Source organism: Nocardia elegans NBRC 108235, from assembly GCF_001612845.1.
Lineage (GTDB): Bacteria > Actinomycetota > Actinomycetes > Mycobacteriales > Mycobacteriaceae > Nocardia > Nocardia nova.
In genome coordinates this window covers 1-24,265 of record NZ_BDBF01000029.1, presented here as the reverse complement: position 1 = coordinate 24,265, position 24,265 = coordinate 1, and the positions used below count along the sequence as shown (strand labels likewise).

Below are 24,265 nucleotides of genomic sequence, written 5' to 3'. Positions count from 1 at the left end.
GATGGTAGCCAGCCGGTCGCTGGTAAACGTTGCGACACACTCGTTTTGCACGGTGGGCGAGAAAACCCGCGCGCTCAGTCCACGAGAATCGTCGCGAATGTCGCGACCTGATGGAAGCCGACCTTGGCGTACGCGCGGCGGGCGACCTCATTGTAGGAGTTCACGTACAGGCTCGCGGTGCGCCCGGCCGCGACCACCGCGTCGGCGACCGCGGCCGTCCCGGCGGTGCCGAGACCGCGACCGCGCCACTGCGGATGGACCCACACGCCCTGGATCTGACCGGTCCGCCGCGACATCGCCCCGACCTCGGCCTTGTAGACGACCTGACCGTCCTCGAAGCGCGCCCACGCGCGGCCCGCCTCGATGAGGCTCGCCACCCGGCGCCGGTATCCGCGCCCGCCGTCGCCGGCCCGCGGATCGACGCCGATCTCCTCGGTGAACATCGCGACCGCGGCGACCAGATACCGTTCCAGCTCGTCGCTGCGCACGCGACGCACCTTCGGATCGGGGATGGCGTGGGCCCGGCCGTCGAGGGCCAGCAGCGGCTGATCGGCGCGGATCTCACGCGGCGGACCCCACCGCTGTTCCAGCGTCTCCCACAGCGGCAGCGCCAGTTCCTGGCGGCCCACCACCGAGGAGCACACCCGCGGCCAGCGGGCCGCGCGGTCGGCGAAGGCGCGCATATCGTCGGTCGTTCCGCGCAACGGCACCAGATTGGCGCCGGAGAAACACAGCGAATCCGCCGGGGTACCCCGCGTCCACAGTTCCCCGCCGCCGCGGTTGTCCAGGCCGTATTCCTGCAGGCGCGCGGCAACCATGCACCCGGCCACCGGATCGGTGTCCAGCACTTCCAGCACCTGCGCCAGATCGCGATCCGCGAGCTGACGAGCACCGGAAATCCGTGACCGGCGCGACGGTTCCAGCACACTCCGCACGCTCCCAGCCTGCCATGAACGACGCCTGCGTGCGGGGGCTTTGCTCGGCTCCAAGGGCAGAATGCGCCCGGCGCGCAACACGCCCGCTCCCCTGTCCGCGTCCGGCGGTCAGCCGACGGTCACGACGGGCTCGCCGTTCTCGGCGTCGGTACCCATCTCGTCGGCGATGCGCATGGCCTCTTCGATCAGTGTCTCCACGATCTGGTGTTCCGGCACGGTCTTGATGACCTCGCCCTTCACGAAGATCTGGCCCTTGCCGTTACCGGAGGCGACACCCAGATCGGCCTCACGAGCCTCACCCGGACCGTTGACCACACAGCCCATGACCGCCACCCGCAGCGGCACCTCGAGGCCCTCCAGACCCGCGGTGACCGCGTTGGCGAGGGAGTAGACGTCGACCTGCGCACGTCCGCAGGACGGGCAGGACACGATCTCGAGTTTGCGCGGACGCAGGTTCAGCGACTGCAGGATCTGCCCGCCGACCTTGACCTCCTCGGCGGGCGGCGCGGACAGCGAGACCCGGATGGTGTCGCCGATGCCCTCGCTGAGCAGGGCGCCGAAGGCCACCGCCGATTTGATCGTGCCCTGGAAGGCCGGCCCGGCCTCGGTGACGCCCAGGTGCAGCGGGTAGTCGCACTGTGCGGCCAGCTGCCGGTACGCCTCGACCATGACCACCGGATCGTTGTGCTTGACCGAGATCTTGATATCGCCGAAGCCGTGCTCCTCGAACAGGCTCGCCTCCCACAGCGCCGACTCCACCAGCGCCTCGGGGGTGGCCTTGCCGTATTTCTCGAGCATGCGCTTGTCCAGCGAGCCCGCGTTCACGCCGATCCGGATCGGGATCCCGGCGGCGCCGGCGGCCTTGGCGACCTCCTTGACCCGGCCGTCGAACTCCTTGATGTTGCCCGGATTGACGCGCACGGCGGCACAGCCGGCGTCGATCGCGGCGAAGATGTAGCGGGGCTGGAAGTGGATGTCCGCGATCACCGGGATCTGCGACTTCTTCGCGATCATCGGCAGCGCGTCGGCGTCCTCCTGCCGCGGGCAGGCCACGCGCACGATGTCACAGCCCGAGGCGGTCAGTTCCGCGATCTGCTGCAGCGTGGCGTTCACGTCGTGGGTCTTGGTCGTGGTCATCGACTGGACGGAGATGGGGTGATCACTGCCCACTCCCACCGTGCCCACCATCAGCTGGCGCGTCTTACGCCGCGGTGCGAGGACCGCCGCCGGTGCGGCCGGCATCCCCAGGGTGATGGCTGTGCTCACGTTCGGCTGCCTACTTTCGTCTGCGTCTGGTGCACCCGTTCGTTGCCGAGTCTAGTGCGGGCGGTATGAGAGCGACCTGTGAGAGCACCGACACCCCGCCCGGTGAACGACGCACTCAGGTCCGCCACCACCGCCGAACGACTGTGACCAGGACCGTACCGTCGCCGGGCCGAGCTGCCCGGCCCACCCGGTATGCCCGGTCATCCGCATCTTTCCGCTCGGATGCCGAGGTGGTTACCGTGGACGAGCCGAAGACCGGCCAGCACCGCCGCGTTCAGGAGGATTCACCGGATGTACATCCCGCGACCACGTGTCGGGCGGCGCTGACCGTGCGCCTGGCGATGACTCCCGAACTGCCCGCCGACCCGGAAGCGGCTGCGGCACTGCAGGAACGATTGCGCGATTCGGTGCTCACCCACGACCCGCGGCCGCCGCGATTTCGCACCGTCGCGGGCCTGGATTCGGCATACGCCGAGTCCGGCGCGGTCGTCGCCGCCGTCGTGGTCCTCGATATCGACACGTTGGCGACCGTCGACACCGCCGTCGCCCGCGGCACGACGCGGTTTCCGTACGTGCCCGGCCTGCTCGCGTTCCGGGAACTGCCGACCACCCTGGCCGCGCTGGAACGCCTCGAGACCACGCCCGACCTGCTGGTCTGCGACGGCCAGGGCATCGCCCACCCGCGACGCTTCGGGCTGGCGTGCCATCTGGGGGTGCTGACCGGCCTGCCGTCGATCGGCGTCGCCAAGACGGTGTGGGGTCGATGCGACGAGCCCGATGCCGCGCGGGGTTCGGTATCCGACATCACGGTGGACGGCGAGGTGGTCGGCCGGGCGCTGCGCACCCAGCCCGGGATCAAACCGGTGTACGTGTCGGTGGGCCATCGCATCTCCCTCGACACCGCATGCGCCCAGGTTCTCGCGCTCGCACCGAAGTACCGCCAGCCGGAAACCACCCGCCGCGCCGACCATCTGTGCCGAACACTGTTGCGCGACACCGTCGCTCGCGGCTAGGGAAGCGCCCGGGCACAGCGGGCGAGCAGCGCCGGGTGGCAGCATCGAACCAGCCCACGAAGACGAGCATCGGCAACTTCATCGCTAATTGACGATTCGCGTTGCGCGGACCCCGCGAGATTCGCCGAACGCCACCGCCACCCGAAGCGGCGGAACATCCGTGTCCGAGCGGTGCCAGAGGCGAATGTCACCTCGTTTCAGATATTCGTTCTCGAATTGCGATTGCACCTGATGCGGTCGATTGTTTTCCGTTTCGTCGTACCCGATCGAAGTAGCCGAAATCCGATCAAGTTTCGCCGATCGCCACCGGACGCGACCCCTTTACTCCGATCCGCGTCGGCCGCGTCCGATCGCCACGAACTCTGCGTATAAAGACGAACACCGCAGATCAGACGGCACGACAGGGAACCGCCACTGGAGGTGGATATGACGAATCACGAAAGAGCAAGGCGCGGTCGAATTTCGCGCCCGATTCGTGCCTTGACGACCATCGCCGCCGGGCAGACGATAGACCGATGACCGGCGATGAGGAATTGATTCAGGTCGAACAAGTCATCGAGCGACTGATCGCGCGTCACCCGTCCGTCCCGCCCGGGGACATAGAACTCATCGTGCGCGACATCCATAAGCGCTTCTCCGATGCGCGAGTACACGACTTCGTCCCTCTGCTCGTCGAGAAGGCAGCTCGGCAATCGATCAGCATCCGGGCCGCAGGAACACCGGCACCTGCGTCTCGCACCCGTCCGCGCGGCACGCGCGCAGTGACGGTCATCTGAGGAGACGAGTACGTGGGGAAGAAGTCCCGCCACGGCAAGCGCCGGGCCGACAACCCGGGGAACACGCTCACCGAGCGTTCCCACCGTCCGCCGCGACGCCCGGCGGAGCTGTCCGGCGCGCGAGAACCCACAGCGGCGAACGAGCCGATATCGAACAAGGAATACCGGCGCCTACTGCGGCCGTTGCAGGCCGAACTGGTCGCACTGCAGGAGTGGGCGAAGGCCTCCGGCGCGCGGATCTGCCTCGTCTTCGAGGGCCGCGACACGGCCGGTAAGGGCGGAGTCATCAAGGCCATCACCGCACGAGTGAGCCCACGGGTGTTCCGGGTCGTCGCCCTGTCTGCTCCCACCGAGCGGGAGAAGTCGCAGATGTACATCCAGCGTTATCTGCCGCATCTGCCGGCTGCCGGCGAGGTCGTCATCTTCGACCGCAGCTGGTACAACCGGGCCGGAGTCGAACGGGTGATGGGTTTCTGCACCGACGAGCAGGCCCGGCACTTCCTCGAGCTGATTCCGACGGTGGAACGCGAGATCGTCGACTCGGGCGTCATCATGCTGAAGTACTGGCTGGAGGTCGGTCAGGACGAGCAGACGCGGCGGCTGCAGAGCCGCATCGACGACCCCCGCAAGATCTGGAAACTGTCGGATCTGGATCTGCGCTCCTACAACCGCTGGTACGACTATTCGCGGGCACGGGACGAGATGTTCCACTTCACCGACACCGGCTGGGCGCCCTGGTATATCGCGAACACCGACGACAAGAAGCGCGGCCGGCTCAACATCATAAGCCACCTCCTCGGCCGGATCGACTACGAGCCGCTCGATCGGCCGCAGGTCGTGCTACCGGATCGGCAGAGCGCGAACGGCTATCGCGTCCCACCGCAGCCGCTGCACTGGATTCCGACGCCGTACTGAGAGTTGCGAGCCGAGGGAGAGGACGAGCGTTATGGCGGACACACAAGCGGTGCCCCGGAATCCGTCGGCCGGTGCACCGGCATCCCAACCTGCCGATTGGCACGCCCGCGACGCCGACGCGGTGGTGACCGCGCTGTCCTCTGACCGGCACGCCGGACTCACCACCGCCTCGGCCGAGCAGCGGCGTAAACGCTACGGCCCCAACGAGATAGCAGCCGAGCCCGCACCGGCGCCGTGGGCCGTCGCGCTGCGACAGCTCCGGGATCCGATGAACCTGATGCTGGTCGCGGTGGTGGTGGTCAGCGTCGTCATCGGCGAGATTCCGACGGCCGTCGTGGTCGCGGTGCTGGTCGTGCTCAACGTCGTACTCGGCACGCGGCAGGAACTCGTGGCGCGCGCGAGCGTGGACGCGCTGGCGAAGATGCAGTCGCCGCAGGCGCGGGTGGTGCGCGACGGAGTGCTGGCCCAGCTCGACGCGCTCGAGCTGGTGCCCGGCGATATCGTCCAGCTCGAAGCGGGCGATATCGTCCCCGCCGACGGCCGGCTCGTCACGTCCGCGACGCTGGAGACCCAGGAGGCCGCGCTCACCGGTGAAAGCGCCCCCGTGGCCAAGGATCCCGGCACTCTAGCCGCGGCGGACGTGCCGCTCGGCGACCGCGGGGACATGGTTTATCAGAACACCTCGGTCACCCGGGGGACCGCCACCATGGTGGTCACCGACACCGGGATGAACACCGAGATGGGCCGGATCGCGTCCATGCTGTCGGCGGTCCCCCCGTCGAGATCACCGCTGCAGCGGGAGCTGGATTCGCTGACGAAACTGCTCGGGGTGATCGCGTGGACGGCGGTGGCGATCATCGTGGTGATCGGCGCGCTGCGCGGTCAGGATGTGACAGCGGTACTGCTGCTGGGCATTTCGATGGGCGTCTCCGCGATTCCCACCGGGCTGCCGACCTTCGTCCAGGCGATGCTGGCCTACGGCGCCCGCCGCCTCGCCGACGCCAAGGCCGTGGTCAAGAACCTCACCGATGTCGAGACGCTGGGCGCGACCAGCGCGATCAACTCGGACAAGACCGGCACCCTGACCATGAACCAGATGACGGTGCGATCGCTGTTCTTCCACTGCCGCTGGTACGGCGTGACCGGAGAGGGCTACAGCACATCCGGAACGGTCACCGAGGCCGCCGGTGCGGGCGTCCCGGATTTCACCCTGCTCGCCTATGGTCTGTGCCTGGACAGCGACGCCACCGTGTCCGACACCGGAGAGGTGGTCGGCGATCCGACCGAGGCCGCCCTGGTGGTGCTGGCGGCCAAGCTGGGCGTCGACGCTCCCCTCACCCGCCGCGCCTACCCGCGCGTCGCCGCGGTGCCCTTCGACTCGGCCTACAAATTCATGGCCACCTTCCACCATCTGCGCGTCGACGATCGGACTCGATTCGTCGAATTGGTCAAGGGCGCACCGGATATGGTCCTGGCCCGCTGCGCGAGCGCCTACCGCCCGGGCCGCACCGAGGTGCCGATCGACGAGGCGCGCGCCGAGATCACCGCCGCGATGCGCAGCATGTCGGAGCAGGGACTGCGCGTTCTCGCCTTCGCCGTCCGGATCCTCGACGGCCAGGAGGACCCCGCGCGGGCCGATCCCATGTCGCTGGTCGAAGATCTCACCTTCGTCGGCATGGTCGGCATCATCGACCCGTTGCGGCCCGAGGCGGTCGAATCGGTGCGCATCGCCCACGAGGCAGGGATCGACGTGCGCATGATCACCGGCGACCACGCGATCACCGCCGCCGCGATCGGAGCCGAACTCGGGCTGGGGCCGGGGGCGGTCGGCGGCGCGGAACTGCAAGCCATGACCGATGAGCAGTTGGCCGAGGCGTTGCCGAATCTGCACGTGTTCGGCCGCGTGACCCCCGAGGACAAGCTGCGGCTGGCCGGCGTGATGCAGCGCGGCGGCGCGGTGGTGGCGATGACCGGTGACGCGGTCAACGATGCCGCCGCGCTGAAGAAGGCCGATATCGGCGTCGCGATGGGTTCGGGCAGCGAGGTCACCAAACAGGCCGGCAAGATGGTACTCACCGACGACAACTTCGGGACGCTGATCACCGCGATCCGCCTCGGCCGCGCCATCTACGACAAAATCGTGTCCTACATCCGGTATCAGATGTCGAAACTGTTCTCCCTGGTGTTGCTGTTCTTGGTGGCCAGCATCTTCGACATCAACCACGGCGTCGCGCTGACCCCGCTGATGGTGCTGTTCCAGCACTTCTTCATCACGCTGTTCCCGGTCGCCGTCATCATGACCGACCCGCCGCCGGCGAATCTGATGAACAAGCCGCCGCGCGATCCGGCGATGCCGATCGCCAACCGGACCGCGTTCGCGCAGTGGCTGGCCTACGGTGTGCTGCAGTTCGCGGTCGCCCTTGCCGCCATGCTGCTGGCTCCCGGCGAGATGAGTACGGACACCGCCTCGGTGCCGATGACGACGACCTTCGTGGTGCTGTCGCTGGGTTCGGCCCTCGCCGGGCTGGCGATGCGCCGCGATCCCGAATCCGGTTTCACCGCACCGATTCTCGGTGCGCTGAAGATCTTGTCGATCCCGGTCGTCGTCACCGTGCTTGCCGTGGAATTGGGTTTCCTGCAGGATCTGCTGATGACGACATCGCTGACGGGTGGCCAGTGGCTGGCCTGTCTCGGCTGGTCGGTGCTGATCCCGATCGCGATCGAGGCGGAGAAGGCGCTGCGGCGCAGGCGCATCCGCCACAGCGCACCGCAAATTCCGCTCGACACTGCGGCCGCGGTGACGCCGCTGCGCGCCCGGGCTCACTGAGGCGCGGCCGTGGGCTGGCGAGACAGTATCGGCCGGCTGCCCGGAATCGCGACCGCGCGTGGATATCACCGCGACTGGCTGCGCGCGGATGTGACCGCGGGCCTCGTCCTGACCGCGCTCCTGATCCCCGCGGGCATGGGCTACGCCGAAGCCGCCGGGCTGCCCGCCTACGCCGGCCTGTACGCGACCATCGTTCCGCTGCTCGCCTACGCCGTGGTCGGCCCGTCGCGAATCCTCGTTCTCGGCCCCGACTCGTCGCTGGCGCCGCTGATCGCGGCGGCGGTGCTGCCGCTGGCGGCCGCCGGTGATCCCGGCAGCGCCCTCGCGCTGGCGGGCGTACTGGCCGTACTCGTCGGCCTCATCCTGCTCGTCGGCGGTTTCCTGCACCTCGGATTCGTCACCGAACTGCTGTCCAAACCCATCCGGCTGGGATATCTGAATGCCATCGCGCTGATCGTCGTCGTCGGGCAGGTGCCCAAACTGCTGGGATTCTCGGTCGAGGAGACCGGTCTGCTCGCCGAGATCGCGGCCATCGTCCGGACGGTCGTCCACTCCGGCATCGACCCGGTCGCAGCGGCCGTCGGTATCGGATCACTCGCCGTCATCGTGATCTTCCGGATGTGGCTGCCGATCGTGCCCGGTGTGCTCGTCGCGGTCGTCGCCGGCATCGTGATCTCCGCGGCCGCCGGGCTCACCGACGAGATCGGGATGGTCGGCGCGTTGCCCGAGGGTCTGCCGCTGCCCTCGCTCGGCGGGGTCGGCTGGCACGAGGTCGCTCGCCTGATCGGGCCCGCGGCGGGTATCGCGCTGATCGCCTTCGCCGACAGCGGCGTCCTGTCGCGCACGTTCGCCTCGCGCCACGGCGAGGACGTCGACGGCAGTACGGAAATGAAAGCGATCGGCGTCGCCAACGTGGCCGGCGGGCTGTTCGGTGGATTTCCCGTGTCCGCCAGCGGCTCTCGCACTCCCGTCGCCGAACAGAACGGTGCGCATACGCAATTGGCAGGTGTGGTCGGAGCGGCCGCGGTGTTGCTGTTCGTCCTCATCGCCCCCGGACTCACGGCCTACCTTCCCGACGCGACGCTCGCGGCGGTGGTGATCGTCGCGGCCACCGCGTTGATCGATGTTCGCGGCCTGGTTCGGATGTGGCGGATGAGCACGGTCGAATTCGGCCTCGCCGTGGCCGCGTTCCTGGGCGTCGCGCTGGTGGGCGTCCTGCAGGGCATTCTGGTCGCGATCGGGCTGTCGTTCGTCGCGGTGGTCGCGCGGGCCTGGCAGCCGTACCGCACCGAACTCGTCGCCACCGCGGACCGGCCGGGTTTCCACGACATCGAACGCCACCCCGAGGGACACCGCTTCCCCGGCCTGGTCCTGGTCCGTTTCGACGCGCCCCTGTTCTTCGCCAACGGCCAGATCTTCGACGACTACGTGCGCTCGCTCGTCGCGCGGGCTCCGTACCCGGTCGAATGGGTGGTCGTCGCCGCCGAACCGATCACCGGCCTCGACACCACGGCCGTCGACGAACTCGTCGATCTCGACCGGTACCTCGAGGGCCGCGGGATCCGGCTGGCCTTCGCGGAGATGAAAGGGCCGATCAAGGACACGATCATCCGCTTCGGCGTCGGCGACCGGTTCGACGCGACGCACTTCTACCCCACCGTCGACGCCGCGGTCGATGCCTTCCAGCACCGATCCGATCACACGACCGATACCTGAGCGCCCGGGACGAGGCCTGCCATGAACCACATCTACGCCGAAGAGCCACCCTCGCACCGCCGATCCGGCGACGCCGCGAACGACGGCGGTCGCACGCTGCGCGGCCGATCACGCTGGGCGCGAACAGCCTTCGTCTTCGCCGGTGCGGCCGTCGTGGTGCCGGTCGTGTTCGCCGACGTGCTGGGTACCCTCGCGCTGCTGATCGTCGGTGCGGGCGGGGTGGTGGTGACGGTGGCCGCGCTGTACTGGTTCGTGAGCGACCGTGGGGCCATTCGGTGGGTGTCGGCGATCGTGGCGGTGGCGGCGCCGATCGTGGTTCTCGTCATGTTCGTGCGCACCGGCCTGCTGTGGGTCGTGCTGGTGGCGGGCGCGCTGGCCTTCGCGTCCATGTTCTGTGCTCGCGCCGCGCTGCGGCCGGGTGACTCCCACACGACGGCGATCGAATACGCCGCGCCGCCACCGCGACGACCGTTCCTGATCATGAATCCCCGCTCCGGGGGAGGGAAAGTCGCGAAGTTCGATCTGCGGCGCCGAGCCGAGGAGCTGGGCGCAGAGGTTGTGCTGATGGAGGGCCGCGTCGATGTCGCCGCCCTGGCTCGAGAGGCCGTCGAACGAGGTGCGGACCTGCTGGGCGTCGCGGGCGGCGACGGGACCCAAGCGCTCGTGGCCGGGGTCGCCGCCGCGCACGACCTGCCGTTCCTCGTGCTCAGCGCGGGCACGCGCAATCATTTCGCGCTGGACCTCGGGCTCGACCGCACCGATCCGGCGACCGGACTCGACGCCTTGCGCGACGGCGTGGAGATGCGCGTCGACCTCGGCCGGATCAACGGCCGGCCGTTCGTCAACAACGCCTCGTTCGGCGTCTACGCCGAGATCGTGCGCAGCCCCGCCTATCGCGACGACAAGACCGCGACCGTCCTGCGCCTGCTCCCCGATCTGCTCGCCGGCCACAGCGGGACCCCGCTGGTGGCGCGTATCGGCGCCACCACGGTCACCGGCCCGCAGGCGGTGCTGGTGAGCAATAACCCCTACGGCACCAGCGATCTCGCCGGGCTGAGCCGCCGCGACCGCCTCGACCGCGGCGTGCTCGGGGCGGTCACGGTCTCGGTCTCCGATACCCGCGCGGCTCTGGGGCTGATCCGTCGCAAACACGGCCACGGACTGACCCAGCAGACCGCGTCCGAAGTCGTCGTCGAGGCCGAGAGCTCACCAATCCCCGTCGGCGTCGACGGGGAATCGCTGCTGCTCGACACACCGGTGCGATGCGTCGTGGAACCCGGCGCGCTGCGCGTGCGCGTACCGCGCAACCGCCCCGGAACCCGCCCTGCCGCCGCCGCTCTGGACTGGCTGCGCCTGCGCGATCTGGCGCTCGGCCGCGCGAGCGCCGAATCCGCTACGGGAACAGCTTGATCGGGTTCACGATGTCGGCGACCAGGGTGAGGATCATGTACGCCCCGCCGATCACCACCACCACATAGGTAGCGGGCAGCAGTTTCATGTAGTCGACGGGAGCGCCGTTGGGCAGGCCCTTGCGGTTGCGCCACATGTTGCGCAGCTTCTCGAAGATCACCACCGCGATGTGGCCGCCGTCCAGCGGGAGCAGGGGCAGCAGGTTGAACGCGCCGAGGAAGAAGTTCAGGCTGGCCAGCACCAGCACGAACATGTTCCAGTATCCGTGTTCGGCCGTCTCACCGCCGATCTTGCTGGCGCCGTAGACGCTCACCGGTGTGTCGGCGTCGCGCTGGCCGCCGGTCACGGCGTGCCACAGACTGACCACCTTGCCCGGCATCTGCGCGAGCGAAGCGAACGTACGGCCGAACATATCGCCGGTGAAGGCCGCTGACGCCGGAACCGCCGCGATCAGGTTGTATTTGACCGGGCTGTACACATCCTGTGCCACACCGACTTTACTCACGTACACCGGCGTGGTGACGCGCTCGGAACTGTCGGTGGACTTCAGCGGATAGGTCGCCACACGCTCCGGGGTCACCGGAATTTGCAGGGTCTGATCGTCGCGTTTCACCGTGTAGACGACCGGGCCGTTGGCCTTCTCGGTGATCGAGCGGAAGTCGTTCCAGGTCTTGACGGGCTTGCCGTCGATCGCGGTCACCAGATCGCCGCGCTTCAGACCGGCGCGTTCGGCCGGGCCGGGGCCGGTGCACTTCTGCATCGAGCCGTCGGGGTTCTGCGCGGGCACGCAGCCGGCCGGGTAGATCTGGGTGGCCGGCGGCGAATCCAGCCGCGGCAGCCCCCAGGCCACCGCGAGCAGCATGATCAGCAGGAAGCCCAGGATGAAGTTCATCGCGATGCCGCCGAACATCACCACCAGCCGCTTCCAGGTGGCCTGCCGGTACATCGCGCGATGCAGGTCCTCGGGTGGGACCTCGTCCAGCGCGGTCATCCCCGCGATATCGCAGAAACCGCCCAGCGGCAGCGCCTTGAGGCCGTATTCGGTCTCACCGCGGCGGAACGAGAACACCTTCGGCCCGAAGCCGACGAAGTAGCGGCGCACCTGCATGCCGGTGGCCTGCGCCGCCCACATGTGGCCACATTCGTGTAGCGCCACCGATACCGTGATGCCGAGGGCGAACAGCACGAATCCGATCGCGAAGCCCATGCGGTATGGAACCCTCCTGAATCAGTTGCTCACGAGCGTGCGCGCACGCTGTCGCGCCCACGCATCCGCCGCGAGCACCTCGTCCAAGGTACTGGGTTCTGCGGCCCAGCGGTCGGCCGACTCGACCACCCGCGCGACCGTGCGCACGATATCCGGGAATCGCAGCGCACCGTCGAGGAATGCCTGCACCGCGATCTCGTTGGCGGCGTTGTACACCGCGGTGACGCTGCCACCGGCCTTACCCGCCGCGCGAGCCAGTTCGACCGCGGGGAAGACCTCGTTGTCGACCGGTTCGAATTCCCAGGTGAACGCGGTGCCGAAGTCGATCGGGGCGAGGGTGCCCGGAACCCGGTCGGGCCAGCCCAGGGCCAGTGCGATCGGCAGCTTCATATCGGGCGGGCTGGCCTGGGCGAGGGTGGAGCCGTCGGTGAAGGTCGCCATCGAATGCACGATCGACTGCGGATGCACCGTGACGTCGATCTTGTCGTAGTCGATGCCGAACAGCATGTGCGCCTCGATCAGTTCGAGGCCCTTGTTCACCAGCGTGGCCGAATTGAGGGTGTTCATCAAACCCATCGACCAGGTGGGATGCGCCTTGGCCGCGTCGGGGCCCACCGATTCCAGCATCTCGGCGGTCCAGCCCCGGAACGGGCCGCCGGAGGCGGTGAGCACCAGCCGCGCGACCTCGTCGGCGCGCCCGCCACGCAGGCACTGCGCCATCGCCGAGTGTTCGGAGTCGACCGGGACGATCTGCCCGGGGGTGGCGGCCCGCGTCACCAGACAGCCGCCCGCCACCAGTGATTCCTTGTTGGCCAAGGCCAGGCGCCGCCCCGATTCCAGAGTCGCGAGCGTCGGCCGCAGCCCGAGCGCGCCGACCAGGGCGTTGAGCACCACATCGGCGTCGGTGCGGCGCACGAGTTCGGTTACCGCGTCCGGACCGGCCAGGGCCACACCGAGTTTCGCGGCGGCGGCCGGATCGGCGACGGCCACATTGCCGGTACCGGTGGCGCGGATCTGCTCGGCCAGCAGGTCGGTATTGCCGCCGCGCGCGGCCAGTCCCACCACCTGGAACCGGTCCGGATTGGCGGCGACGACCTCCAATGCCTGGGTGCCGATGGAGCCGGTGCTGCCCAGCAGCAGAACTTTCACGATGTCGGACACGCACTCATTGTCCACGGTGAATCGCCGCGGACGTCACCCCGCTGGCTACGACGCCCGGTCGTATGCAAACATATTCTCGACAGTCACCTTCACGACCTGCGGACCTCACGGTGCACCCCGCGCACCCGAACCGCAGCGAACACGGAAATGATGGGAGCGAACGTGGCCGCCACGGAACTGGAACCCGCCAAGAGCGCCGGCGTCGTCACCAAGGTCGATCCCGCCGAGGTTCCCTCCGCCGCCTGGGGCTGGAGTGGTGAATCGCGGCGCACCTTCCGTATCGCCGGATGGGTCGTCGTCCTGATCCTGCTGGCCATGCTGTTCGAGAACCAGCAGGGCCATACCTCGGGCACCGGCTACACCGGATACATCTTCCTGATCGGTTTCGCCGTCGCGCTGGCGGGCGTCCTGATCCGCGATTCGATCATCCGGCGCAAGCCGCGCTGAATCACCGTCGCGTAGCGCATCATTCGACCGGCCGCTGAGGTGCTGACCTCAGCGGCCGCGTCGTTTCCGCGGGCCGCCGGCCTTGCCCGCCCGTCCCGGCTTCGCCGCGCCGCCCCGGCGCGCGGCCGGTTTCGCACCACCGTCGCCCCGGCCCCTACCGCGCTGTGCCGCAACGCCTTCGGCGCGCGCACCGGAATCCTGCCGGCCGCGCCGATCGCGTTCACCGGCGGTCCGGGAACTGCGTGCCGTGCGGCCGCGCACGACGCCGATGAATTCCTCGGCGAGTTCGACCGCGTCCTCGATCGGCCACGACAGCGCGACCTGGGTCGGATCGACATCGGTGAGCGGACGATAGATCAGGTCGCGGCGGTGATGCAGCCGTGCCAGCGACTGCGGCACCACCGCCGCCCCGCCGACCGCGGCCACCAATTCGACGGTGTCGCCCACCGCGTCGAGATCGGTCGCGTCCTGCATCCGCTCACCCTCCAGATCGGCCAGGCTCACCTCGTCGAACAGCCCGATCGGATGATCCTTCTGCACCACCGCCACGGCGACCTCGTGATAGAGCGGAATCGCGTGCAGCCCGTCCCGATCGATCGGTAACCGGACGAAGCACATGTCGACCCGTCCCTGCGCCAGGGCGTCGCGCTGCTGCGCCTGCGGCACGGCGATCAACTCGAGCGGGACATCGGGGAACCGTTCGGCCCACACCCGCGCCCACTTGGCGACGGTGACGCCCGGGACGTAGCCGATGCGCAGCGCGGCGGGAGCAGACTCGGTCATGCGGTCAGCGTATGGCACCGGGCGGGCCGGTCCGGCATCCACGGCGCCCCGTTACGCGATCCAGGTGACGCGGAGTTCGACGGCAGTGGTCGAAACCGTGCCCACCGGGCGAACACGGTAGAAATGATCGCAGTACGTTTCCCATCCTCCCCCGGCGTCCCGGGCAGACCAGATCGGATATGCGTTGACGACCCCCTCCCCGGCCCCGATGGCATCCGGCGGCCCCGGATTCGATCGGCCGCTGTTCACCACCATCACCGATTTCGCCGACCACACCCGGTGGCTCAACGACGCGATGCTCTGGTGGACCGATGCCGGTTTGGCGGTGTTCGCGGTGCTGATGGTGATCGGCTGGTGGCAGGCGCGGCGCCGTGACGACCGGTCGATGGCGCTGGCATTGCTGGCTCCGGTCAGCGTGGTGGTCGCCTATCTGGCCGCCGAGGTGGTGAAGGTGATCGTCGCCGAACCGCGCCCGTGCCGGGGCGTGCCGACCGCCTACATCATCGAAACCTGTCCGGTGCCGAGCGACTACTCGTTTCCCAGCGGTCACACCACCACCGCCGCGGCGACCGTCGCGGCGCTGTATCTGCTGAATCGGCGGCTGGGCTGGATCACGGCCGTCTTCGCGATCGTGCTGGCCTTCAGCCGGGTCTATGTCGGCGGTCATTACCCGCACGACGTCGTGGCGTCGGCGATCCTGGCCATTCCGGTCGCCGCTGCCGTCAGTCTGCTGCTGGCACGCCCCGCCACGGCGGTGGTGACACGCATGCGGTCCTCCGCACTGGCGCCGCTGGTCGCCGACACCTCGACGGCACCGGCATCCCGGGTGTGAGCATCGCGAAGGAAGTTCTCGGTGAGGCCGCGCACAGCGCCCGGAACCGTCGGCCGGCATTCGCTATTCTGTCCGACGTGGCGGTGGGGCTCGCCACTTCGGCGCAGCGGCCGGAGCAACCGTGATCGGACGATCGCCAACAGTCCCTACTCGAGGTACCACCATGTTCGTGTTCGAGTAGGAGTCCGTCGTTGACCGAGCTACGCCGTGAGGAGCCCCGGCCCGGCGAATCCGCCGACCGGCCCGTCGATCCCGATATCGATCTGCACGTCCCGTCGCAACGCCGCGAACTGCTGCGCGAACACGGCGCGGTGCTGGCGGTGATCGGGCTGGGTGGCGGATTGGGCGGTCTGTCCCGCTACGGCCTCACCCAGCTCCTGCCGACACGCCCTGGGCAGTTCCCGTGGGGCACCTTCACCGAGAATGTGCTCGGCTGCCTCGCGATCGGCGTGCTGATGGTGCTGATCACCGAGGTGTGGTCGGCGCATCGACTGGTGCGGCCGTTCCTCGGGGTCGGATTTCTGGGCGGGTTCACCACCTTCTCCACCTACGCCGTCGAAATCCGTAATCTGCTGCAACCCGGTTCGGCCGTGACGGCGTTCGTCTATCTGGCCGCGACCCTGCTGAGCGCGCTGCTCGCAGTCCTCGCCGGGGTGACGCTGGCGCGAATGACGCTGCTCCGCAAGGTGATTCGAGGAGAGGCACGATGACCGTCGTCCTGGTCTTCGCCGGTGCGGTGCTCGGCGCCCCGGCCCGCTACCTCACCGATCGGTTCGTCCAGAGACGCCACGACAGTCTGTTTCCCTGGGGCACGCTGACGGTCAACATCGTCGGCTGCCTGATCCTGGGCGGGCTCACCGGCGGTGCGGCCGGCAGTCCGGTGCTGGCGTTCGCCGGCACCGGATTCTGCGGGGCGCTCACCACCTACAGCACCTTCGGTTACGAGACCATCCGGCTGCTCGAACAGCGCTCCGTGTTCTACGCCGCGATGAACGTGGTGATCAGCGTGATCGCCGGACTCGGCGCCGCGCTGCTCGGCTATGCCGTGACGCACGCGCTGGTCGGCTGAGATCTCGCGGATACCGCCGGTATCGCGGACTCAACCGGCGCGTCCGTGCGGCTGATCCCAGACCAGCGCCAGATACATCCGGGCCCGCTCGCGCGGCGAATCCAGGCGCTCGCCGAGCAGGTCGTGCAGCCGGTCCATGCGGTAGCGCACGGTCTGCGGGTGAATGTGCAGATCGTCGGCGACCGCGTGCCGGTCGCCCATGTTCCAGAGCCAGCTGCGCAGCGTTTCGACCAGCCGGTCGCGCTTACCATCGGGCAGTTCCCGAAGTGGTTGCAGCACTTGGGCACGCAGCGTTTCCAGCAGCCATTCGTCGCGGTTGGCGATGATGGTGTCGAGTTCGTCGGCGACCACCACCGGCGACCCGGACAGCACGCCGGCCTTGCGCAACCGCAGCGCGGTGCGGGCGATCCGCATACCGGTCGGCAGCAGGTCCAAGGTGAGCGGATGACCGATCACCGCGTCACAGCCCCGCAGCGCGGCGATCAGCCGGGTGATCCGCCCACCCAGCATCGGACTGGGCACGATCGCCCCGACCGCGTCGTCACGCCGGATCGGCAGGCAGTGACCGCCCAGATGTTCCACCACGCCGCAGGACCGCGCGTCGGCCGGATCGGCGAGCACCACCGCGACCTCGGGGGGCAACTGCCAGCCCGCGCGTTCGGCGGCCAGCCGGATTCCGACCGTGTCGGAACGGCCGGAAAGCAACATTTCCGCCAATTCCTCGCGGTGCCGTTCCCGGGCCGCACTGGAGGCGGACTGTTCGAGCACATAACCGTGCGCGGAGGCCGCGGAGAATTCGTCGACGAAGGCGAAAACGGCCTCCGCCAGCACCGCGAGCACCTCCGGTCCGAGATCGAGTTTCAGCGCCGTTTCCGCGACGTGATGCCAGGCCGCGCGGGCGCCGACCTGGTAGGCGCCGAGCAGATCGGACAGGTCCGCGCCGTCGTGCAGTTGCTGGCGGCCCACCTGTTCGAAGACCAGCTGCGTCGGCGGCGGGACGCCCTCACCAGCGGAATCGCCTGTGCGGGGGCCGTGTTCAGCCAGGTCCAGGAGCCGATGAACGAACAACACCCCGACCTCGGCGACCTCCGGGCGATGGTCGTCGAGATAGCGCGCGTAGTCGGGCCACTCCGCGGCGAGCAGATCACGGACCTCGTCCAGGAGATCGGGCATCCTAGCGTCGAGTTCCTCCGAAAGCTGCTCCAATGCCTCCGGTGTTATCGGAATTTCATTATGGGAATCGCTCATTCGAGTCCTTTCCGACTCGATTATCTTCCGGATACAAAAAACACCAACCGGAATCACCTCGACGGTTGAAGATTTGAGCCCTGTGTTGCGTTCACCATCGAATCATGGACGCAGCGACAGCCCCGGCCCGCTGGCTGCGGGCCCGTGAAAAGGAAGAGAACTTTCCCGTCGCGCTGCGGTGGTTGCCGCGCGAACCACGCCGACACCTGCACGCGGTCTACGCAGCCACCAGGTTAATCGACCAGGTCGGCGACGAAGCCCCCGGCGATCGTGTGTCGCAACTGCTGACGCTGCGTGCCGACCTCGCCTGTCTCTACCAGGGTCGCACGCCCGACGATCCGGTGCTCCAGATGCTCGCCCCCACCGTGGCGGCGTGCGATCTGCCGCAGCAGGCGTTCCAGGAGTTGATCGAGGCCAATCTGCTCGATCAACGCGTCGGCCGCTACGCCACCTTCGAGGATCTGCTGGGCTACTGCCGGCTGTCGGCGAATCCGGTGGGCCGCCTGGTCCTGGCGGTCTTCGACCAGTCCACGCCGGACACGCTGGCACTGTCGGATCGGGTGTGTTCGGCACTGCAGGTGCTCGAGCACTGCCAGGACGTCGCCGAGGACCACGCGGCCGGACGCATCTACCTGCCGCAGGACGATCTGGCCGCGGCCGGGGTGCCGGAAGCGGCGTTGGCCACCGGCGGACCGGGTGATCCGGCATGCCGGGCGGTGGTCCTGACCCAGGTCGAACGCTGCGAAGCGATGCTCGGCGAAGGAGCTCCGCTGGTCGCCCGGCTCACCGGGTGGGCCCGGCTCGCGGTCGCGGGATATCTCGCGGGCGGATGCGCGACCGCGCGGGCGCTGCGCGCGGCCGAGGGCGACGTGTGGACCCAGCCGGTGCGGCCCCGCCACGTCGACACCGTGGCCTCGATGGTCACGCTGCTCGGCAAGGCCACGGTGGTGCCGCAGTGAGCATCATCGCGACCGGGCCGACCACCGCGGCGGCCTACGAAACCTGTGAACGGATCACCCGCACCGAGGCCAAGAACTTCTACTACGGCATCCGGCTGCTGCCCCCGGAGAAGCGCACGGCGCTGTGCGCGCTCTACGCGCTGGCCCGCCGCATCGACGATATCGGTGACGAGCAGGGCGAACCGGCCGCCAAAACCGAGGCGCTGACCCTGTTGCGCAAGGAATTGGACAAGGTCACCGGCGGCTCCGGCACCGATGATCCGGTGCTGTTCGCCGTCGCCGACACCGCGCGGCGCTATCCGGTGCCGCTGGGCGCGTTCGGCGAACTGATCGACGGCGTGCAGGCCGATGTCGACGGCGTCACCTACACCGACTTCGACGAGTTGACCCACTACTGCCGGTGCGTGGCCGGGGCGGTGGGCCGCCTGTGCCTGTCGATCTTCGGCTCCGGCGGTGATCCGTGCGCGCCGCTGTATGCCGATCAGCTGGGAATCGCGTTGCAGCAGACCAACATTCTGCGTGATATCCGCGAGGACCTCGGCAACGGCCGGGTCTATCTGCCCCGGGACGAGCTGCTGCGCTTCGGCGTCCGGCTCGAACTCGACGCCGGTGGGGCGCTCGACGATCCCAACGGCGGACTGGCCGCGCTGATCCGCACCGGCGCCGAACGCGCCGAGAACTGGTATTGCCTGGGACTGCGGCTGATTCCGCATCTGGACGGCCGCAGTGCCGCCTGCTGCGCGGCGATGGCGGGCATCTACCGGCGGCTCAACGAGCGCATCCGCGCCAATCCGGTGGCCGTCTACGACCGGCGGCTGTCGTTGAGCGCACGGGAGAAGACCCGCGTCGCCTCCGGCGCCCTGCTGCAGTACTCGATGACGGCATTCGGGTGGGGCCCGCGATGACGGCGCGGGTGGCCGTGGTGGGCGGCGGGCTCGCGGGGATCACCGCGGCCCTGCGCTGCGCGGACGCCGGATATGCGGTGCGGCTGTATGAATCCCGGCCCTGGCTGGGCGGGCTGACGCATTCGTTTCCCCGTGGCGATCTGTGGATCGACAACGGACAACACGTCTTCCTGCGGTGCTGCGACCGCTATCTCGCACTACTGGATCGGCTCGGCATGCGGGATGCGGTGCACCTGCAACCGCGCTTGGACATCCCCGTCTCCGGCGGTGGCCGCGCGAGCAGGTTGCGGCGGCTGCCGTTGCCGGCACCGTTGCATCTGAGCTGGGCGCTGCTGCGCTATCCGTGGTTGTCGCAGGGCGCGCGCGTGCGGTTCGTCCGGGCCGCATCGGCTCTGCGGGCGGTCGATCCCGCCGATCCACGGACGGACGCCACCAGTTTCGGGGACTGGTTGCGTGCGCACGGCCAGGATCGCGACGCCGTGGACAGTCTGTGGGATCTGGTCGGCATCGCCACGCTCAACGCGCGCGCCGACGACGTATCGCTGGCGCTGGCCGCGACCGTCTTCCGGATCGGCCTGCTCACCGATGCCGATGCTGCCGATATCGGGTGGTCGCGGATCCCGTTGCGGCAGTTGCACGGTGAGGCCGCGCGGACCGCCCTCACCGCAGCCGGCGTCACGGTCGTCCACGAGCGAGTCACGGCCGTCCGGCGAGTAGCGAACGGGTGGGCGGTGTCCACCCGGGACGGCGACTGCGCCGCCGACGCCGTCGTCTCGGCCGTGCCCCCTGCCGCGGCTCAGGCGCTGTTGCCCGCCGACGCGGTGGATCTGCCCGCGAATTGGGCTGCGGGCCTGGGCAGTTCGCCGATCGTCAACATCCACGTGGTCTACGACCGGCCGGTAATGAACGAGCCGCTGCGAGCGGGGGTCGGCTCGGTCGTGCAGTGGGTTTTCGACCGCACCGACGCCTCGGGCTTGCGCGCGACGGCGGGTCGCCGGAGCGCGGACGTCACGGACGGGCCACAAGACAGTTCGGCGCCGGTCGAGACCGCGGCGGCCGCACCGAGCACATCGGTGGCACCTGCCCGGTTCCCCGCCGGCGCGCAGTATCTGGCCGTCTCCGTCTCGGCCGCCGACGCCTTCGTCGATCGCCCCGTCGCCGAGCTGCGCCGGGAATTCCTGCCCGCCCTCGAACAGCTGCTGCCCGCCGCCCGCACGGCGCAGGTGGTCGACTTCTTCGTCACTCGCGAACGCCATGCGACGTTCCGGCCCGCACCGGGCAGCGCGCGGCTGCGTCCGCCCGCGGCCACCGCGTTACCCGGCCTGGCGCTGGCCGGGGCATGGACCGACACCGGCTGGCCCGCGACCATGGAGGGCGCCGTGCGCAGCGGGGAATCCGCTGCGGCCGAGATCATTTCGCATCCGTCGGGGCTTCGGCCCCGCGCCGGTGCCGCCGAGCGCACCGGTCTGCCCGAACCCAGCACGCGGATATCGGAGGTGATCAGATGACGGTAACCATCCTGTCCACGGTCGACGCCGACGGCCAGGCCGTCCGGGCGGCGCTGTCCGACGCCGTCGGACGGCTCGACGACGCGATCCGGCCGGTGGTCGCCTATCACCTCGGTTTCTGCGACGAACGCGGCCGTCCGGCCGTCGCCGACAGCGGCAAATCGGTGCGGTCGCGGCTGACCATGCTCGCCGCTCACGCCACCGGCGGCGACGAGCTGTGCGGGATTCCTGGCGCGGTGGCGGTCGAACTCGTGCACAACTTCTCACTCGTGCACGACGACCTGATGGATCGCGACGCCACCCGCCGGCATCGGCCTACGGTCTGGGCGGTGTGGGGCGATCCGGTCGCCGTGCTGGCCGGCGACGCGATGCTCTCGCTGTCGCACGAGGTGCTGCTCGATTCCGGCTCACCGCACGCCGTGGCGGCGGCCCGGCTGGTCGGGAAGGCGACCCAGGATCTGATCATCGGCCAGGCCGCCGACGTCGACTTCGAACACCGCAACGACGTGACCCTCGCCGAATGTATCCGCATGGCCATGGGCAAGACCGCGGCGCTGCTCTCGGCGAGTGCCGCGGTCGGCGGGGTGCTGGCCGGGGCGCCGCCGGCGACGGTCGCGGCGCTGCGCACCTACGGCGACAACATCGGTCTCGCCTTCCAGCTCGTCGACGATCTGCTCGGCATCTGGGGCGATCCGGCGGTGACCGGCAAACCGGTGTTCTCGGATCTGCGTTCGCGCAAGAAGTCGCTGCCGGTCACCTGGAGCGTGGAATCCGGCCGCCCGGCCGGTCAGGCGCTGGCGCAGTGGCTCGCCCAATCGGGCGAACCCAGCGAGAACGATCTGCGGGCCGCCGCCGACATGGTCGAGACCGCCGGTGGCCGGCGCTGGGCCCGCGCGGAGGCCCGGCGGCGGGTGCGCACCGCCCAGCAGGCTCTCGCCGCGGTCACCATCACCCCCGAGTACCGCCGGGAGCTCTGTGACCTGGCGGATTTCATCGTGGAACGGAGTGCATAGGAATGACAGTCACCCAAACCGGCAATGCGGCAGCAAACCGGCGGGCAGCGGTCGATCCGGCGCGCGGCGCCGACGAACTGAGCGCGGTCCGCGCGGCCACCGACGCGGCGGTGCGGCTGCTGCGCTCGTCCCAGCACGAACAGGGCTGGTGGAAGGGCGAATTGGCGACCAACGTGACGATGGACGCCGAAGATCTGCTGCTGCGGGAGTTCCTCGGCATCTCCACCCCGGAGGTGACCGAGCCGGCGGCACGCTGGATACGATCACAGCAGCGCGCCGACGGAACCTGGGCGACCTTCCACGGCGGCCCCGGCGATCTGTCGACCACCGCCGAGGCGTGGGTGGCGTTGCGACTCGCCGGTGACGACCCGGCCGCGCCGCATATGCGCGCCGCGGCCGCATTCGTGCGTGCCGAAGGCGGGATCGAGGCGTCGCGAGTCTTCACTCGAATCTGGTTGGCGCTGTTCGGCTTGTGGTCCTGGGACGATCTGCCGAATCTGCCACCCGAACTCGTGCTGTTCCCGTCCTGGTTCCCGCTCAACATCTACGACTGGGGATGCTGGGCCCGCCAGACCGTGGTGCCGTTGACCGTGGTCGCCACGCTGCGGCCGCGCCGCCCGCTGCCGTTCGGTATCGACGAATTGCGTACCGGCGCGCCCCCGGCCCGCCGCGCGCCGATCACCTCCCTCGCCGGAGTGTTCCAGCGCGTGGACACGGTGCTGCACACCTACGCTCGGCTGCCGCTGAATCCGCTGCGCGATGTGGCGATGCGGCACGCCGCGGAGTGGATTCTGGCCCGCCAGGAGGCCGACGGCGGCTGGGGCGGAATTCAGCCGCCGTGGGTGTATTCGCTGCTGGCACTGCACCTGCTGGGCTATCCGCTCGATCATCCGGCGATGCGGGCGGGCATCGCGGGCCTGGACGGATTCGTCGTCCGCGAACAAACCCCGGACGGTGAGGTACGGCGGCTCGAGGCCTGCCAGTCACCGGTGTGGGATACCGCGCTGGCGACGGCCGCGCTGCTGGACGGCGGGGTGGCGCCCGACGATCCGGCGGTGCTGCGGGCCACCGACTGGCTGCTGGGTGAGCAGATCACCGCCGGCGGCGACTGGCAGGTGCGCCGGCCACATCTGGAACCCGGGGGCTGGGCCTTCGAATTCGCCAACGACGTCTACCCCGACACCGACGACACCGCCGAGATCGTCATCGCGCTGCACCAGGTTTCGCATCCGGATCGCACGCGGCTGGATGCGGCGATAGAGCGCGCGGTGCGCTGGACGGTCGGCATGCAGTCCGCCGACGGCGGGTGGGGCGCCTTCGACGCCGACAACACCTCGATCCTGCCGACGAAACTGCCGTTCTGCGATTTCGGCGCCGTCACCGATCCGCCTTCGGCCGATGTGACCGCGCACGTGGTGGAGATGCTGGCGGTCCTCGGCCGCGGCGATGATCGCGCATGCCGCCGCGGTGTGCGCTGGCTGCTCGACCATCAGGAGCCCGATGGTTCCTGGTTCGGACGCTGGGGCGCCAACCACGTCTACGGCACGGGCGCGGCGGTTCCGGCGCTGGTCGCGGCGGGTACGAGTCCGCGGTCGACGGCGATCCGCGCGGCGGTGCGCTGGCTGGAGGCCCATCAGAACGACGACGGCGGATGGGGTGAGGATCTGCGCTCCTATCGGGACCCGGAATGGGTCGGCCGCGGCGACTCCACCGCCTCGCAGACCGCGTGGGCCCTGCTGGCCCTGCTGGCCGCCGAGGAACACGACTCCCCCGCCGTGCGCCGCGGCATCGACTGGCTGGTGCGCACACAGCGACCCGACGGCGGCTGGGACGAGGACCTGTTCACCGGCACCGGCTTCCCCGGCGATTTCTACATCAACTACCACCTGTACCGCTTGGTGTTCCCGGTCTGGGCGTTGGGGCGGTACCTGCGGCGACAGTCCACATCGGGTGCGAAGGTGGCCGCGGCTGCGGTATCCGCACCGGTCATGTCCGCGGCAACCGGCGGAGCGGCCGTCCAGCGGCGCCCGCGCGCAGACGCATTCGGTGAGGACGGCGCCGACTCGCTCCGCGGCAGCACCTCGACCGGCTCGCACGGCGGCCGCAGCGTCGACACCCCGCGCTCGAACGGGACCGGTACTGCCGGTCGGGACGGGAGCTGACCGTATGGCTCGGCCTGGTACCGTCTGCGCCCCTTTGCTTTCGGAGTGGGCGGCACTGCGCGGCGCCGCCGCGGCGCCCGTGGTGCACACCGGACGCGGTCCGCGGCGGCGCT

General features: G+C 69.3%; 21 protein-coding genes. 15 read left to right on the top strand and 6 right to left on the bottom strand.

The genetic code is table 11. The features are described from left to right. Positions 1 to 74: 74 nt before the first annotated feature. On the bottom strand, positions 75 to 935 hold the full coding sequence (locus tag NE2_RS20705) for a GNAT family N-acetyltransferase (protein WP_084494200.1): 861 nt from the start codon (positions 933 to 935) through the stop codon (positions 75 to 77). A gap of 108 nt (positions 936 to 1,043) precedes the next feature. Beyond that, positions 1,044 to 2,177, bottom strand: a complete 1,134-nt coding sequence (gene ispG, locus NE2_RS20700; RefSeq protein ID WP_193615572.1) for a flavodoxin-dependent (E)-4-hydroxy-3-methylbut-2-enyl-diphosphate synthase — start codon at positions 2,175 to 2,177, stop codon at positions 1,044 to 1,046. Positions 2,178 to 2,440: 263 nt separating this feature from the next. Between ispG and nfi the strand changes: the two genes are divergently transcribed. The 6 genes from nfi to NE2_RS20670 all read left to right on the top strand — a co-directional run bounded on the left by nfi (position 2,441) and on the right by NE2_RS20670 (position 10,858). Beyond that, positions 2,441 to 3,214: a deoxyribonuclease V gene (nfi, locus tag NE2_RS20695; protein WP_233429841.1), complete on the top strand. Its 774-nt coding sequence runs from the start codon at positions 2,441 to 2,443 to the stop codon at positions 3,212 to 3,214. A gap of 515 nt (positions 3,215 to 3,729) precedes the next feature. Next, on the top strand, positions 3,730 to 3,990 hold the full coding sequence (locus NE2_RS35105) for a three-helix bundle dimerization domain-containing protein (RefSeq protein WP_084494199.1): 261 nt from the start codon (positions 3,730 to 3,732) through the stop codon (positions 3,988 to 3,990). 12 nt (positions 3,991 to 4,002) lie between these two features. Continuing rightward, the gene (gene ppk2, locus NE2_RS20685) at positions 4,003 to 4,905 is read left to right on the top strand and encodes a polyphosphate kinase 2 (RefSeq protein ID WP_174553962.1); all 903 of its coding nucleotides are present in this window, start codon (positions 4,003 to 4,005) and stop codon (positions 4,903 to 4,905) included. Between the two features lie 31 nt (positions 4,906 to 4,936). Beyond that, positions 4,937 to 7,732, top strand: a complete 2,796-nt coding sequence (locus tag NE2_RS20680) for a cation-translocating P-type ATPase (protein WP_084494198.1) — start codon at positions 4,937 to 4,939, stop codon at positions 7,730 to 7,732. A 9-nt stretch (positions 7,733 to 7,741) separates the two neighbouring features. After that, positions 7,742 to 9,448, top strand: coding sequence for a SulP family inorganic anion transporter (locus tag NE2_RS20675; RefSeq protein WP_063028583.1), 1,707 nt, complete (start codon positions 7,742 to 7,744; stop codon positions 9,446 to 9,448). Positions 9,449 to 9,469: 21 nt separating this feature from the next. Beyond that, positions 9,470 to 10,858, top strand: a complete 1,389-nt coding sequence (locus NE2_RS20670) for a diacylglycerol/lipid kinase family protein (protein ID WP_084494197.1) — start codon at positions 9,470 to 9,472, stop codon at positions 10,856 to 10,858. Here the strand turns inward: NE2_RS20670 and NE2_RS20665 are convergent. Together NE2_RS20665 and dxr are read right to left on the bottom strand one after the other, a co-directional pair. Then, the gene (locus NE2_RS20665; RefSeq protein WP_063028581.1) at positions 10,842 to 12,065 is read right to left on the bottom strand and encodes a M50 family metallopeptidase; all 1,224 of its coding nucleotides are present in this window, start codon (positions 12,063 to 12,065) and stop codon (positions 10,842 to 10,844) included. The two genes, NE2_RS20670 and NE2_RS20665, sit on opposite strands and share 17 nt — an antisense overlap. A 21-nt stretch (positions 12,066 to 12,086) precedes the next feature. Beyond that, positions 12,087 to 13,226: a 1-deoxy-D-xylulose-5-phosphate reductoisomerase gene (gene dxr, locus NE2_RS20660; RefSeq protein ID WP_063028705.1), complete on the bottom strand. Its 1,140-nt coding sequence runs from the start codon at positions 13,224 to 13,226 to the stop codon at positions 12,087 to 12,089. A gap of 162 nt (positions 13,227 to 13,388) precedes the next feature. On the opposite strand from dxr, the gene NE2_RS20655 reads away from it, so the two are divergent. Next, the gene (locus NE2_RS20655; protein WP_106958570.1) at positions 13,389 to 13,673 is read left to right on the top strand and encodes a DUF2631 domain-containing protein; all 285 of its coding nucleotides are present in this window, start codon (positions 13,389 to 13,391) and stop codon (positions 13,671 to 13,673) included. A gap of 48 nt (positions 13,674 to 13,721) precedes the next feature. Here NE2_RS20655 and NE2_RS20650 read toward each other — a convergent pair whose 3' ends face one another. After that, positions 13,722 to 14,456 (bottom strand): LysR substrate-binding domain-containing protein, encoded by a 735-nt coding sequence (locus NE2_RS20650; RefSeq protein WP_063028701.1) that lies wholly within the window; start codon positions 14,454 to 14,456, stop codon positions 13,722 to 13,724. A 184-nt stretch (positions 14,457 to 14,640) separates the two neighbouring features. On the opposite strand from NE2_RS20650, the gene NE2_RS20645 reads away from it, so the two are divergent. From NE2_RS20645 to crcB (NE2_RS20635), 3 genes are all read left to right on the top strand, one after another. After that, positions 14,641 to 15,288, top strand: coding sequence for a phosphatase PAP2 family protein (locus NE2_RS20645; protein ID WP_063028579.1), 648 nt, complete (start codon positions 14,641 to 14,643; stop codon positions 15,286 to 15,288). Positions 15,289 to 15,479: 191 nt separating this feature from the next. After that, on the top strand, positions 15,480 to 15,998 hold the full coding sequence (gene crcB / locus NE2_RS20640) for a fluoride efflux transporter CrcB (RefSeq protein ID WP_063028577.1): 519 nt from the start codon (positions 15,480 to 15,482) through the stop codon (positions 15,996 to 15,998). After that, on the top strand, positions 15,995 to 16,357 hold the full coding sequence (crcB, locus tag NE2_RS20635) for a fluoride efflux transporter CrcB (protein ID WP_063028575.1): 363 nt from the start codon (positions 15,995 to 15,997) through the stop codon (positions 16,355 to 16,357). The genes crcB (NE2_RS20640) and crcB (NE2_RS20635) overlap by 4 nt, the downstream gene beginning before the upstream one ends. 30 nt (positions 16,358 to 16,387) lie before the next feature. Here crcB (NE2_RS20635) and NE2_RS20630 read toward each other — a convergent pair whose 3' ends face one another. Next, complete coding sequence (locus tag NE2_RS20630; RefSeq protein WP_063909444.1) at positions 16,388 to 17,605, bottom strand: PucR family transcriptional regulator; 1,218 nt, start codon at positions 17,603 to 17,605, stop codon at positions 16,388 to 16,390. 104 nt (positions 17,606 to 17,709) lie between these two features. Between NE2_RS20630 and hpnC the strand changes: the two genes are divergently transcribed. Genes hpnC through shc form a run of 5 tightly spaced genes read left to right on the top strand, consistent with a single transcriptional unit; the run spans position 17,710 to position 24,152 of the window. Next, positions 17,710 to 18,564, top strand: coding sequence for a squalene synthase HpnC (gene hpnC, locus NE2_RS37215; RefSeq protein WP_063028571.1), 855 nt, complete (start codon positions 17,710 to 17,712; stop codon positions 18,562 to 18,564). A gap of 2 nt (positions 18,565 to 18,566) precedes the next feature. Next, positions 18,567 to 19,469, top strand: a complete 903-nt coding sequence (hpnD, locus tag NE2_RS20620; protein ID WP_307617865.1) for a presqualene diphosphate synthase HpnD — start codon at positions 18,567 to 18,569, stop codon at positions 19,467 to 19,469. Next, positions 19,466 to 20,977 (top strand): hydroxysqualene dehydroxylase HpnE, encoded by a 1,512-nt coding sequence (gene hpnE, locus NE2_RS20615; protein WP_063028697.1) that lies wholly within the window; start codon positions 19,466 to 19,468, stop codon positions 20,975 to 20,977. The genes hpnD and hpnE overlap by 4 nt, the downstream gene beginning before the upstream one ends. After that, positions 20,974 to 21,990, top strand: coding sequence for a polyprenyl synthetase family protein (locus NE2_RS20610; protein ID WP_063028569.1), 1,017 nt, complete (start codon positions 20,974 to 20,976; stop codon positions 21,988 to 21,990). The genes hpnE and NE2_RS20610 overlap by 4 nt, the downstream gene beginning before the upstream one ends. Positions 21,991 to 21,992: 2 nt before the next feature. Then, positions 21,993 to 24,152, top strand: a complete 2,160-nt coding sequence (gene shc / locus NE2_RS20605; protein ID WP_084494195.1) for a squalene--hopene cyclase — start codon at positions 21,993 to 21,995, stop codon at positions 24,150 to 24,152. Positions 24,153 to 24,265: the final 113 nt, after the last annotated feature.